This window comes from Curtobacterium sp. NPDC092190, assembly GCF_044755625.1.
In the GTDB taxonomy this organism is placed as follows: Bacteria; Actinomycetota; Actinomycetes; order Actinomycetales; family Microbacteriaceae; genus Curtobacterium.
Map to the genome: position 1 here is coordinate 186162 of NZ_JBIVRJ010000006.1, position 12406 is coordinate 198567.

Below are 12406 nucleotides of genomic sequence, written 5' to 3' on the forward strand. Positions count from 1 at the left end.
GACAGCGGCGGTGTCGTTTCGGCCGATCCGGCACGAGCGAAGTCGGTTCGTGCGACTTGTCCGTCGTCGTGCGACAGCGGCGGTGTCGTACGACAGCGCCACGCTGCCGCGACCAGCCGCGGTCGCACCCACACGACGGACGGGAGGCGCGGTACCGACCGGCACCGCGCCTCCCGTCCGTCCCGTGGGAGCCGCTACCGCCGCTCGGCGGTCTCCGGCCGCTTCTGGCGCCACGGCTCCGCCGGCCGGTCCGGACCGCCCCACACCTGCACGGCGCCCCAGGCCGCTGCGAGGAGCGGCACCGAGATGATCGCGCCGGTGATGCCCGCGAGCACGGTGCCCGCGGTCAGGCCGATCAGGATCACCAGGCCGTGCAGCTTGAGCGTCTTGCCCATCAGCACCGGCTGCAGCAGGTTGCCCTCGAGCTGGTTGACGAGCACCACGATGCCCACGACGATCAGCGCGGCCACGGGGCCGTTCGCCACGAGGGCGACGAGCGCGGCGAGGATGCCCGCGGCGGTGGCGCCGACGATCGGGATGAACGCGGTGATGAACACGACGACGGCGAGGGGGAGCGCGAGCGGCACCCCGACGATCGCCAGCCCGACGCCGATGCCGATCGCGTCGACCGCCGCGACGCTCGCCGTGCCGCGGACGTAGCCGCCGAGGGTCTGCACGACGCGGTCACCGACGCGGCGTGCACGCGCGTACCGGGCGCCGGTGAACGGACGGAGCAGGAACTCCCAGATCGCCGGCCCGTCCTTGAGGAAGAAGAACAGCACGACGATCATCAGCACCAGGCCGGTCAGGAAGTTCGCGGTGGCCGACGCCCCGGCCAGGGCACCCGACCCGAACTGCGAGCTGGTCAGGAAGTCCTGGACGCCGTTCACCACCTGGTCGACCTGCTGGTCGGAGATCGAGAACGGCAGGTGTGCGACGGTGTCCTGCAGCTGCTGGAAACCGCTGATCGCCGACTTCTGCAGGTCGGGCCACTGCGAGATGACCGCGACGACGATCAGCCAACCGACGAGGCCGAGCACGACGAGGACGCCGAGCAGGACCGCGAGGGTCGCGAGCACCGAGGGCACCTTGTGCCGTCGGAGCCAGGACACGACCGGGTGCATGGCGGACGCGATGATCAGGGCGAGGAGCACCGGGATCGTCACGACGCTCAGGGTCGCGGCGGCGTACACGATGCCGATCGCGATCACGAGCACGACGATCACCTGCAGGCATCGGGTCGCGAGACTGCCGAACCCGTCGGTCCACTTGCGGGCGAGTGGACCCGGTGTCGCGTCGGACGTGGTGGGGTGGTTGCCGAACAGGGGCATGAGGCTCCTCGGTGGTGGTGCGGAGCCTCCACGGTACCGACGCAGCCGACCCGCGGTCCCGACGCAGCCGACCCGCGGCCGCGGACGTCCGGGGACGCCGCTAAGCGCATCGACCTGGACGCGCTCCTGTCCCGCTTCTACGCTGGGGCCACCGGGTTCACTCACAGGGTCCCGTCGTCACGATGCCCTCGCGGTCCGCGGGGTCTGGCACAGCGGGACGGCCCGGTCGGACCCGAGGTGAGCAACACCTCGATGAAGGGCTGGTCCTCATGACCGCCACGTACTCGTGCTCCACGCACCTCGACTTCCCGGCGGGGCACACCCGCACCCCCGTCTCCACCTTCGCTGCCACGACCCTGCAGGTGCTCTCGTGACGCCCCGTCCCGTCGAGGACTGGCACCGTCACGGCATGCGCTCACCCGAGGAGGTCGCCGAGCTGATCGCCGACCGCGTCGGCGGCACCTCGGACGCCTCCGTGCCCGCCGGTCCCGAGCACGACGAACCCTCGTACGCGGACTTCCTCGGCGAGCAGGTCTGACGCGGCCCCCGGACGGGGGCTCGCGCCGTCCTGCCTGCGCGCGGAAGATCCTCGGCAGGGGCCGTGTGGCCCGTCCCGTCTCACCAACGGGACCCGGATCAGGGAGGACCCGACGTGCACGACCACGACACCCATCCGTTCGACCGTCACGTCGGTCCGCCGCACGTCGAACGCTTCCGGCTCACCCGGACCGACGAGATGCTCCGCGTGGTCTGCACGTGCGCGATCGGTGCCGACCACGACAACACCATCCGGCACCCCGCCGCCCCGACGGTCGCCTGAGTCGAACGGGTGAACACCAGCCGCGTGCCTCCGGTGAATCCGGTCGTGCGCGACGGTGCGGCGGGATACTGGTGGGGTGCGTGAACTCCAAGCCACCATCGCTGCGGACCTCGACGTCCAGCCGACCATCGACCCCGAGCAGGAGGTCGCCCGCCGTGTCGCGTTCCTGCGTGACTACCTGACAACGACCGGCGCGAAGGGGTTCGTCCTCGCCGTCAGCGGCGGTCAGGACTCCACGCTCGCGGGACGGCTCACCCAGCTGGCCGTCGAGTCCCTCCGCGCCGAGGGACGTGAGGCCGAGTTCGTCACCGTCCGTATGCCGTACCGGGTGCAGGCCGACGAGGACGACGCGCAGCTCGCGCTGCAGTTCATCGGCGCCGACCCCGGCATCGTGGTGAACATCGAGCACGGCGTCGACGGCGTGGTGCAGGACACCGCGGCGTCCGGCGTCGCGCTCAGCGACTTCGTGAAGGGCAACGTCAAGGCGCGCATGCGCATGGTCGCCCAGTACGCCGTGGCCGGGCAGCGCGGACTGCTGGTCGTCGGCACGGACCACGCGGCCGAGGCCGTGACGGGCTTCTTCACGAAGTACGGCGACGGCGGCGTCGACCTCACCCCGCTGACCGGGCTGACGAAGAGCCAGGGGCGGCAGCTCCTCGAGCACCTGGGGGCGCCGGCTCGCCTGTACGAGAAGGCGCCGACAGCGGACCTGCTCGACGACCTGCCCGGGCAGACCGACGAGGCCAACCTCGGCCTGACCTACGTCGAGATCGACGCGTACCTGCAGGGGCACGACGTCCCCGACGAGGTCGCCGAGGCGATCGAGTCGCGCTACCGAGCGACAGAGCACAAGCGTCGCGTGCCCGCGACGCCCTTCGACAGCTGGTGGCAGCAGGGCGCGTAGCGCCACAGCGCTGGGCCGGACGGGAGGCGCGGTGCAGGTCCCGACCTGCACCGCGCCTCCCGTCGTGCGTGCGACCGTGTCGCGTGGCCGGTCGGTCCTGGTGGCCGTCCGGTCCTCCACAGCTCCGGTCGTCGTCCTGCCGCTGCGGTCCCCGCGCTCCTAGGATGGGCGCAACGGAACAACAGATGCGGAATCCCGGTCACGACCGACCGTGCCGGAGCCGCTGGGGGGAATCATGGAAGTCCTGCTCGCACTCGGCGCCGTCCCGCTCGTCATCGTGGGGATCATCGTCCTCGCCGTGATCGCGCTCGTGTACGCCAAGCTCGTCTACCGCAACGCCGGTGCGGACGAGGCGATCATCATCACCGGGAAGCGGTCGCGGAAGGTCAAGAACCCCGACGGCACCGAGACCGTCGAGTCCGGCATCAAGGTCGTCCTCGGTGCGGGTGTGCTCGTCCGACCGTTCTTCGAGCGGGTGGCGAAGATCTCGCTGTCCTCGCGTGCGATCGACATCAACGTGAACGCGCAGGACTCCCGCGGCGTCACGATCGACGTCGAGGCCGTGGCGCTCGTCAAGGTGGGCGAGGCCGATGCGTCGATCCGTGCTGCTGCGCAGCGCTTCCTCGGCCAGGAGAAGAAGATCGACGACTTCGCGCGCGAGGTCCTGTCCGGTTCGCTCCGCGCGTCGATCGGCGCGACCGACGTGTCGACGATCATCCGCAACCGCGACCAGCTCACGGTGGCGGTCCTCGACGTCGCCAAGGACGCCCTGCACAGCCAGGGTCTCGACGTCGACTCGTTCGAGATCAAGGGCATCTCGGACCGCAACGACTACATCAGCGACCTCGGTCGTGCCGAGCGCGCCCGCGTCCGGCTCGAGGCGGAGAACGCCGAGGCCCAGGCCGACCGCGAGGCACGCGAAGCCCGGGCCACCGCCGACCAGGCGATCGCCGAGGCCGAGAACACCCTCGCCATCCGTCGTGCGGCGCTGCAGCTCGACGCCGACCGGGCGTCGGCCGAGGCTGCAGCGGCCGGTCCGCTCGCGCAGGCTCGCGCGTCGCAGGGCGTCGTCGAACAGGAGCAGATCACGGCGCAGAAGCGCGCCGAGCTCCGTCGTGCCGAGCTCGAGTCCGAGGTGAGCGCGGTCGCCGAGGCGAACGCGCGCAAGACCCGGGTGGAGGCCGAGGCTGCTGCGGCTGCCCAGGTCGAGACGGCCCGTGCGCAGGCCGAGGCCCGACGCATCTCGGCCGAGGCGGTCGCCGCCGAGGCCCAGGCCGAGGCTGCCGCCCGCAAGCTCGCCGCCGACGCCTCACGTGCGGAGGGTGAGGCCGCGGCCGACGCCATCCGTGCGAAGGGTCAGGCCGAGGCCGACGCGACGAAGGCCCAGGCCGACGCGCTCGCACAGCACTCCGAGGCCGTGCTCCGGGTGAAGGCGCTCGAGACGCTGCCGAGCATCGCCCGCGAGCTCGCGGCGCCGATGGGCAACATCGACAAGCTGACGGTCGTGTCCTCGGACGGCGCAGGCGCCCTGTCGAAGAGCGTCGTGAGCCAGTTCAGCGAGGTCGACGCGCTGCTCGGTACCACGGCCGGCTTCACGCTGAGCGACATCGTGAAGAGCACGACGACCGGCCAGGCCGCTGCCCGGGCGGTCGCGCGTGAACAGGACGCCGCGCCGGTCGACTGACGGGCTCGGTCATGCGCACGGGCGCGGTCGGGTCAGCCCCGGTCGCGCCCGTCGTCGTCCCGGTGTCGCTGCTGGCCGCCGGCGTCCTCGCGCTGGTCCTCAACCGGGTCGCTGTCGGTGGCCGGGTCGCCGTCGGTGACCGGGTCACCGTCGGTCGACTCCTGCGGCCGTCCCTGCAGCGCATCCCGCTCGGCGGCCAGACGCTGCTGCCAGACGACGCTGCGGGCGGCGCCCTCGAGCACGTCCTCGACCTGCCCGCCGGTCTTCGCTGCGAGTGCGCCGCTCAGGCCCGCGGTGAGGGTGCCGCCAGCGGCAGCGAGGCGTTCCATGACCTCCTCCTGCCGGGGCGTGAGGGGTTCGTCGACCATGCTGTCCACGGTCTCGCGGATGTTCGCCTCGCTGGCGTCGAGCGAGGCGTCGTCCCCGGCGTGCAGTGCGGCGGCCTCGCCGACGACGACGAGTCCGAGCCGTGCGGCGTCGTCCTCGGGACGGGGGCGTTCGTTCTCGTCGGTCATGGCGGGGACGCTACGCCCCGGCCGATGTACGGCCGTCAGCACCCTGTCCCCCCTGCTCGGGGTCGACCGGTCGCACGGGACGACGAAGGACCCCGGACCGTCACGGTCCGGGGTCCTTCGTGGTGCCGCTCCGACACCCCCACGTCGGTCAGTGGCGCCTGCCGGTGGTCAGCGGCGCGCGCCGCGACCCGCGAAGCGCGTGTAGAGGAACAGCACGATGACGGCACCGATGATCGAGCCGATGATGCCGGCCGGCTGGAAGAAGCCGTCCATCGGGTCGTGCTGGAAGATGAGGAACCCGAGGAAGCCGCCGACGAACGAGCCGATGATGCCGAGCACGATCGTCATGAGGATCGACATGTGCTGCTTGCCGGGGATGATCAGCCGGGCGAGGGCGCCGGCGATGAGGCCGATGATGATGAGGCTGATGATGAGACCGAGCACGGTGTCCTCCTTGGGTCAGACCTGTCGCGGTCCGGGGGTGTCCGCGATCTGGGTCGGCCCCGATTGAACACCGCTCTTCCCCAGCGTGTTCACAGCCTGCATGGAGGCGCAGGTGGAGCGCCGGCGCTACCGGGGGTCACACCGCCCCGGACGACTCCAGCTCCGCCTGCAGCTCGGTGTCCGAGGGCTCCACGAAGTGCTTGCCGTTCGGCAGCACCACGACGGGGATGTTCTTGCGGCCGCTGATGGCCTCGGCCCGGTCGGCGGCGGACAGGTCCGCCTCGACGTCCACGTAGTCGTAGTCGACCCCGAGGCGGTCGAGGAGCGCCTTCGAGCGTCGGCAGTCGCGGCACCAGTCCGCGCCGAACATCGTCACCTTGTCGAACGTCGCATCAGTCATGTCCTCACAGTACGTCCGACGGCCGCGGGACATTCCCGCGTCGCCGCCCACGCCCCGACCACGCGTGACCGCATGACCGTCAGCCCGCGCGACTCCGCGCCGACCCGCACGCCCTACGATGGCCCCATGCCGCAACGACCCGACCCCGAGCGGGCCGCATGGGCCGCGGCAGCCGTCCGACGCTTCGCCGCGGCGACCAACCTCCTCGTCGCCGGCCGCACCGTCCGTGTGCTCGGTGGCGACCTGCGTGACGCCGCGGCGCTCGTCGCACTGCTCACCGGGCTCGGTGCACGCACCGCGGTGGGCCCCGCCCCTGCGGACCACGAGCTGGTCGACGACGAGCCGATCGACCAGCTCTGGTGCCTCGGTGACCCGGACGAGTCGACCGCTGCCGTCGAGCGCGAGACCGACCGGCCCCGCGGTGCGACCCTCGTGGTGGTGGACGCCGGCCGGTACGCCCCCGCGGTCGACGAGGACGCCTTCGGCCCGGTCGCCCCCGCCCGCCCCGGGGTGCTCGCCGTCCCGACGCTCTCCGACGACGTGTTCCTCGTCTCCACCGGTCGGGAGCCCGAGGACGACCCCGCCGCCGAGGACCGCATCCGCTGGGCGCGCAGGTCGATGCCGGTCGCCCGTGCGGTCGCCGCGGAGCTCCGTGACGGCGGGCTGCTCCGCGGTACCCGGGTCGGCGTCGCGATGGTGCTCGAGCCGAAGACCGCCGTGCTCAGCCTGCTCCTGCGCGACGCGGGCGCCGAGGTCGTCGTGTACGCGCACGCCGACGAGACGGACGACGCGGTCGCGGACGTGCTCCGCCGCGCCGAGATGCCGGTCCACGCGGACAGCACTGCCTCGCTCGCCGAGCAGCACCGTCTCGCCCTGGCGATGCTCGACACGCGTCCGCACGTGCTCCTCGACGACGGCTCGCACCTGATCCGCCTCGCGCACCAGGAGCGGCCCGAACTGCTGCCGACCATGCTCGGCGCCGCGGAGGAGACGACGAGCGGCCTCCGGCCCCTCCGCGTCATGGCCGAGCGCGGCGAGCTCGGCATCCCCGTGATCGCGGTGAACGACGCCCGCGCCAAGACCTGCTTCGACAACCGCTTCGGCACCGGCCAGTCCACGGTGTTCGCGACGCTCGACCTGGTGGACCCGCTCCCGTCTGCCGTGCACCGGGTCCGGCCGGGAGGCACGGCGGTCGTCGCCGGCTTCGGTCCCGTCGGCGAGGGGGTCGCCCAGGTCCTCGTCGCGCTCGGCTTCCGGGTCACGGTCGCCGAGGTCGACCCGGTCCGCGCCCTGCAGGCGCGCTTCGCCGGGCACGCGGTCGCACCGTTCGTCGACGCGGTGCGCGACGCCGACCTCGTGGTGAGTGCCTCCGGGGTGGCGGACACCGTGGACCACACGGTCCTGCGCGCGTGCGCGGTCGGTGCGGTCGTGTCCGTCGCGGGGGGCGTCGACGACGAGGTCGCCCTGTCCGCGGCGGCCGCCGCCGGTGCGGTCCGGACGGCCGTGGCGCAGCACGTGGAGCGCCTGACCTGGCCGGACGGCCACCAGGTGCTCGTCCTCGCCGGGGGCAACGGGGTGAACACGAGCGCCGCCGAGGGCAACCCCGTCGAGATCATGGACCTGTCCTTCGCGGTGCAGCTCGGCGCCCTGCGGATGCTGCTCGAGCGCGGCGACGAACTCCCGCGCGCCGTCGTGCCGGTCGACCCCGCGGTGGACGAGGCGACCGCCCGCGTCGCGCTCGCCGCGTGGGGGAGCCGGGTCGCTCCTCCCGTCCGGATCGCCGAGCAGCCCGCCGACCGCGAGCCGGACGTGCGGACGCACCGGTTCGGGACACCCCGGTGACCGCGTCGCCGGTCGTGGTGCACTCGGCGCGCGTCGTCGTGCCGATGACGGCACCGCCGATCGCCGACGGGGCGGTCGCGGTGCAGGACGGACGGATCCTGCACGTCGGCGACCGGTCGTGGGTGGTCGACCAGCTCGACGCCGCCGGGCGCACGTGCACGGAGCGGCGCTGGCGGGGCGCGCTCCTGCCGGGTCTCGTCAACGCGCACACGCACCTGCAGTACACCGGCATGTCCGGTGTCGGTCAACGGCAGTACGCGGGTTTCGAGGACTGGGCGGCTGCGTTCAACCTTGACTACGCGCTCCCGCACGACTGGCGGGCGGAGGCGTCCGCGGGCGCCGTCGCATCGATCGCGGCGGGCGTCACGAGCATCGCGGACGTGGTGACCGACATCGAGGCGGCGGACGTCCTGGAGCAGCACGGCCTCGGCGGGATCGCCTACTGGGAGGTCATGGACTGGGAGAACGCGGCGTGGGAGTCCCACGGGCGCGACCAGGTGCTCGACGAGCTCGCACGGATCCCGACCACGCCCGGGGCGGGGCTGTCGCCGCACGCGCCGTACTCCCTCGACGTGGCACCGCTGCTCGAACTGCCGGACATCGTGCGCCAGCGGGGGCTCCGGCTGCACCTGCACCTGGGCGAGGCGGCGTTCGAGGGGGAGCGGGTCTCGCTCGGGCCGGTCCCGGGGCTCGAGGGCGTCGACGGCGTCGGGCACACCGCGGACTGGCACCTGGCGAACGTGCCGTCCTTCCGGGCCATGCGGGCGCTCGGCTTCGGCGCCAGTGCCACCGCGTTCGTCGACCGGCTGGGCGTGCTGGGCCCCGACTGCCACATCGCGCACGGCGTGTACGTGACCGCGTCCGACCGAGCCCTCCTGCGGGCACGCGGGACCACGGTCGCGCTCTGCCCCCGGTCGAACGCCGTCATCGGCCTCGACCCGCCGCCCGTCGCGGACTACCTGCGCGAGGGCAGCCCGATCGCGATCGGCACCGACTCCCTGTCGTCGTCGCCGTCCCTCGACCCGATGGCCGACGTCACCGCACTGCACCGCATCGCCCGCGCCCAGGGGTACGCGCACCGCGATCTGCACGAGCGGCTGCTGGCGGCGGCGACGCTCGGTGGCGCGCACGCGATGGGGACGGCGGTCGGGCCGGACCGCGTCGGACACCTCGCCGTCGGGGCACGAGCCGACCTCGCCGTGTTCGACGTCGACGCCCGGACCGTGCCCGACGCGCTCGCCGAACTCGTCGAGGACGGTGCCGGCCGCGCCGTCGCGACGATCGTCCGCGGCGTCGTGCGGGCCACCGACGGCACCGTGCACCCGCTCGACCCCGAGACAGCCCCCACCCGGGGCCCCGTCCCCCACCACGTCCGTCCCCAGGAGGAACGATGACCGACACCGCACCCCGCCCCGGCATGGTCGCCCGCCGCACCGTCGGCGGCGAGCTGATCGAGTGGCTCGACGTCCCGCAGCGCGCGGCCGCCCTCGGCATGGAGCCGCACCCGGAGGGCGGTTGGTACGTGCGCACGTGGACCTCGCCCTCGACCGTCGAGACCCCGGCCGGCGAGCGTCCCGCCGCGACCCTCATCCACTTTCTGCTGCCCCCGGGCGAGGCCTCCGCCTGGCACCGTGTCACGAGCGACGAGATCTGGATGTGGCACGGGCCGGACACCGTCGTGCTCGAGCTCGGCGGCTCCGGCGACCGGCCCGAGCCCGGGGACCGGATCACCCTCGGCCCGGACGCCGGCCGGCACCGGCTGCACGACGCCCAGGCCTTCGTGCGCGGTGGGGTCTGGCAGCGCACCCTGCCCGGCGACGGCGAGGTGCTCCTCAGCTGCATGGTGTCGCCCGGGTTCTCGTTCGACGACTTCACGATGGCGGGCGACACCGACGGCGACGCCGCGACCGCGTAGTCGACGGTCATCCGCGTCGCGGTGGTATCCCACGCGCCGGTACACTGCCTCCTGCCCGCTCCACCCCGCTCTGTCCCGCTGACGAAGGCCCTCCCGTGACCCGCACCCGCCGTCTGTCCCTCGCCGTCGCCACCGCCACGGTCGCCGCCCTCGCGCTCGCCGCCTGCTCCGCCGGTGGGAGCAGCGCCGGGAGCGACGGCACCGTCACGGACGGCAAGCTCACGATCGCGACCGGCCAGCCGGCCTACTCGCCCTGGGTGGAGGACGACGACCCGCAGTCCGGCAAGGGCTTCGAGTCCGCCGTGGCCTACGCGGTCGCGAAGGAGATGGGCTACGCGAAGGGCGACGTCGTCTGGAAGCGCAGCACCTTCGACAGCGCCATCGCCCCCGGCCCGAAGGACTGGGACCTCAACGTCCAGCAGTTCTCGATCGACGCGAAGCGCAAGAAGGCCGTCGACATGTCCACGCCGTACTACACGACCACGCAGGCCGTCGTGACGACGTCGGGGTCGAAGGCTGCGAAGGACACCACCGTCGCCGCACTGAAGGGCGACACGATCGGTGTCGCCTCGGGCTCCACGAGCATCAGCTCCGTGAAGGACGTGCTCGGCGTCACCCCGCAGGTGTTCAACTCGAACGACGACGCCGTGCTGGCGCTGAAGTCGGGGCAGATCGACGCGATCGTGACCGACCTGCCGACGGCGTTCTACATGGCCGCCGCACAGCTCGACGACGGCACGGTCTCGGCGCAGTTCCCCGAGGACGGCTCCGGCGACCAGTTCGGCTTCGTGCTGCCGAAGGGCTCCGCGCTGACGAGCAAGGTCGACAAGGCTCTCGAGGCCCTGGAGAGCGACGGCACGCTCGCCGACCTGCAGACGAAGTGGCTCTCCTCGGAGACGAACACCCCCGTCCTGAAGTAGTCCGGTGACCGCCCCAGCAGGTGCCGGCACCCCGGTGACCGCTCCAGCGCCGAGCCAGGTCGAGCTCGAACGACGGCTCTACCGTCGGCAGCGCGGCCGCCGCTCGGTCGTCGTCTCGGTCGTCTCGACGCTCGTCGTGATCGCGGTCGTCTGGCTCGGCGTCGTGAACACGCCCGGCTGGGCCGCGGTGCAGCAGTCGTTCTTCGACCCGCAGACGGCGATCGACACCTTCCCGGCCGTCCTGCTCGGGCTGTGGCTGAACATCCGGATCCTGTTCTTCAGCGCGATCGGCGTCGCCGTGCTCGGCACCCTGCTCGCCGTCGTGCGGGGGCTGCGGAACCCGGTGTTCTTCCCACTGCGGATGCTCGCCACCGCGTACACCGACCTGTTCCGGGGTCTGCCGCTCATCATCGTGCTCTACCTGGTCGGCTTCGGCATCCCGGGGCTCGGCATCTTCCCGCGGCAACCCCCGGAGGTCTGGGGCACCATCGCGATCGTGCTCACGTACTCGTCCTACGTCGCCGAGGTGCTCCGCGCCGGCATGGAGGCCGTGCACCCGTCCCAGCGCCTCGCAGCCCGGTCGCTCGGCCTGTCCCACGCCGGGACGCTGCGGCTGGTCGTGCTGCCCCAGGCGATCCGCAAGGTCACCCCGGCGCTCATGAACGACTTCGTCTCGATGCAGAAGGACGTCGGCCTGGTGTCGATCCTCGGCGCCGTCGACGCGGTGCGGAGCGCCCAGATCGCACAGGCCGAGACCTACAACTTCACGCCGTACCTCGTCGCGGGGCTGCTGTTCGTCGTGATCAGCCTCCCGCTCATCCGGGTGACGGATGCCATCGCTCGACGGCAGCAGCGTCGCGAGCAGATCGGGGGGACGGTGTGAGCGAGTCGGTGGTCCTGGAACTGCGCGGACTGCGCAAGACGTTCGGCGAGCACGAGGTCCTGCGGGGGATCGACCTGACCGTGCACCGCCACGAGGTCATCTGCGTCATCGGGGCGTCCGGCTCCGGCAAGTCGACACTGCTGAAGACGGTGAACCTGCTCGAGGGCATCGACGACGGCGAGATCCTGCTCCAGGGGACGGACATCGCCGACCCCCGCACCGACGTCGACGCCACCCGCGCCCGGATCGGCGTGGTCTTCCAGCAGTTCAACCTGTTCCCGCACATGCGGGTGCTCGACAACGTCACGCTCGCGTCCCGTCGGGTGCACGGCATCGCCCGGGCCGAGGCGGAGGCGACCGCCCGCCGACTGCTCGACCGGATCGGCCTGGGCGACTTCGCCGGGGCGTACCCGGACCGGCTCTCGGGCGGGCAGCAGCAGCGTGTCGCCGTGGTGCGGGCGATCGCGACGTCGCCGGAGCTGCTCCTGCTCGACGAGGTGACGAGTGCCCTCGACCCGCAGCTCGTCGGCGAGGTGCTCGACCTCGTCCGCGAGCTCAAGGAGCAGGGCGCTACGATCCTGATGACCACGCACGAGATGTCGTTCGCCCGGAACGTCGCCGACCGCATCGTGTTCCTGCACCAGGGCGAGGTGGTCGAGCAGGGCGCACCGGCGGACGTGCTCGACCGACCGCAGCACCCGGCGCTCGTCGAGTTCCTGTCCCGCGTCCACGCCTGACCCCGCGTCCA

14 protein-coding genes are annotated in these 12406 nt (G+C 72.5%); 10 read left to right on the plus strand and 4 right to left on the minus strand.

Annotated elements, in window-relative coordinates; genetic code table 11:
* Positions 1-194: 194 nt before the first annotated feature.
* Positions 195-1331 carry an AI-2E family transporter gene (locus tag ACIQFY_RS14930; RefSeq protein ID WP_326497298.1) on the minus strand — a complete coding sequence of 379 codons (1137 nt, stop codon included), beginning with the start codon at positions 1329-1331 and terminating at the stop codon, positions 195-197.
* Between the two features lie 409 nt (positions 1332-1740).
* On the opposite strand from ACIQFY_RS14930, the gene ACIQFY_RS14935 reads away from it, so the two are divergent.
* The 4 genes from ACIQFY_RS14935 (at position 1741) to ACIQFY_RS14950 (ending at position 4739) form a co-directional block, all read left to right on the plus strand.
* A complete protein-coding gene (locus tag ACIQFY_RS14935) occupies positions 1741-1869 on the plus strand; it encodes a hypothetical protein (RefSeq protein ID WP_268746754.1) in 129 nt (42 codons plus the stop codon).
* Positions 1870-1983: 114 nt separating this feature from the next.
* Entirely contained in the window at positions 1984-2151 is a 168-nt protein-coding gene (locus ACIQFY_RS14940; protein ID WP_158407773.1) for a hypothetical protein, read from the plus strand.
* A 76-nt stretch (positions 2152-2227) separates the two neighbouring features.
* Positions 2228-3055, plus strand: coding sequence for an ammonia-dependent NAD(+) synthetase (nadE, locus tag ACIQFY_RS14945; protein ID WP_326497297.1), 828 nt, complete (start codon positions 2228-2230; stop codon positions 3053-3055).
* Between the two features lie 235 nt (positions 3056-3290).
* A complete protein-coding gene (locus tag ACIQFY_RS14950) occupies positions 3291-4739 on the plus strand; it encodes a flotillin family protein (RefSeq protein WP_066656505.1) in 1449 nt (482 codons plus the stop codon).
* Positions 4740-4771: 32 nt separating this feature from the next.
* Here the strand turns inward: ACIQFY_RS14950 and ACIQFY_RS14955 are convergent, their stop codons facing one another.
* The 3 genes from ACIQFY_RS14955 to ACIQFY_RS14965 all read right to left on the minus strand — a co-directional run bounded on the left by ACIQFY_RS14955 (position 4772) and on the right by ACIQFY_RS14965 (position 6098).
* Positions 4772-5254 carry a hypothetical protein gene (locus tag ACIQFY_RS14955; RefSeq protein WP_251160898.1) on the minus strand — a complete coding sequence of 161 codons (483 nt, stop codon included), beginning with the start codon at positions 5252-5254 and terminating at the stop codon, positions 4772-4774.
* Between the two features lie 168 nt (positions 5255-5422).
* Positions 5423-5698: a GlsB/YeaQ/YmgE family stress response membrane protein gene (locus ACIQFY_RS14960; protein WP_066656492.1), complete on the minus strand. Its 276-nt coding sequence runs from the start codon at positions 5696-5698 to the stop codon at positions 5423-5425.
* A gap of 136 nt (positions 5699-5834) precedes the next feature.
* Positions 5835-6098 (minus strand): glutaredoxin family protein, encoded by a 264-nt coding sequence (locus ACIQFY_RS14965; protein WP_066656489.1) that lies wholly within the window; start codon positions 6096-6098, stop codon positions 5835-5837.
* 126 nt (positions 6099-6224) lie between these two features.
* On the opposite strand from ACIQFY_RS14965, the gene ACIQFY_RS14970 reads away from it, so the two are divergent.
* From ACIQFY_RS14970 to ACIQFY_RS14995, 6 genes are all read left to right on the plus strand, one after another.
* Positions 6225-7940 (plus strand): adenosylhomocysteinase, encoded by a 1716-nt coding sequence (locus ACIQFY_RS14970; RefSeq protein ID WP_400340752.1) that lies wholly within the window; start codon positions 6225-6227, stop codon positions 7938-7940.
* Positions 7937-9334 (plus strand): amidohydrolase family protein, encoded by a 1398-nt coding sequence (locus ACIQFY_RS14975; RefSeq protein ID WP_400340754.1) that lies wholly within the window; start codon positions 7937-7939, stop codon positions 9332-9334. Before ACIQFY_RS14970 ends, ACIQFY_RS14975 begins: the two co-directional genes overlap by 4 nt.
* A complete protein-coding gene (locus ACIQFY_RS14980) occupies positions 9331-9855 on the plus strand; it encodes a cupin domain-containing protein (RefSeq protein ID WP_235426380.1) in 525 nt (174 codons plus the stop codon). The genes ACIQFY_RS14975 and ACIQFY_RS14980 overlap by 4 nt, the downstream gene beginning before the upstream one ends.
* Before the next feature lie 95 nt (positions 9856-9950).
* A complete protein-coding gene (locus ACIQFY_RS14985; RefSeq protein WP_066656483.1) occupies positions 9951-10775 on the plus strand; it encodes an ABC transporter substrate-binding protein in 825 nt (274 codons plus the stop codon).
* A 4-nt stretch (positions 10776-10779) separates the two neighbouring features.
* Entirely contained in the window at positions 10780-11658 is an 879-nt protein-coding gene (locus tag ACIQFY_RS14990) for an amino acid ABC transporter permease (RefSeq protein ID WP_066656480.1), read from the plus strand.
* Positions 11655-12395, plus strand: a complete 741-nt coding sequence (locus ACIQFY_RS14995; RefSeq protein WP_066656477.1) for an amino acid ABC transporter ATP-binding protein — start codon at positions 11655-11657, stop codon at positions 12393-12395. Before ACIQFY_RS14990 ends, ACIQFY_RS14995 begins: the two co-directional genes overlap by 4 nt.
* The last annotated feature ends 11 nt before the right edge of the window (positions 12396-12406 follow it).

Excerpts from the sequence above, each read along its gene's own strand:
- ACIQFY_RS14930 (WP_326497298.1), bottom strand. The coding sequence starts at position 1,331 with ATGCCCCTGTTCGGCAACCACCCCACCACGTCCGACGCGACACCGGGT.
- ACIQFY_RS14935 (WP_268746754.1), top strand. The coding sequence starts at position 1,741 with ATGCGCTCACCCGAGGAGGTCGCCGAGCTGATCGCCGACCGCGTCGGC.
- ACIQFY_RS14950 (WP_066656505.1), top strand. The coding sequence starts at position 3,291 with ATGGAAGTCCTGCTCGCACTCGGCGCCGTCCCGCTCGTCATCGTGGGG.
- ACIQFY_RS14955 (WP_251160898.1), bottom strand. The coding sequence starts at position 5,254 with ATGACCGACGAGAACGAACGCCCCCGTCCCGAGGACGACGCCGCACGG.
- ACIQFY_RS14965 (WP_066656489.1), bottom strand. The coding sequence starts at position 6,098 with ATGACTGATGCGACGTTCGACAAGGTGACGATGTTCGGCGCGGACTGG.
- ACIQFY_RS14970 (WP_400340752.1), top strand. The coding sequence starts at position 6,225 with ATGCCGCAACGACCCGACCCCGAGCGGGCCGCATGGGCCGCGGCAGCC.
- ACIQFY_RS14980 (WP_235426380.1), top strand. The coding sequence starts at position 9,331 with ATGACCGACACCGCACCCCGCCCCGGCATGGTCGCCCGCCGCACCGTC.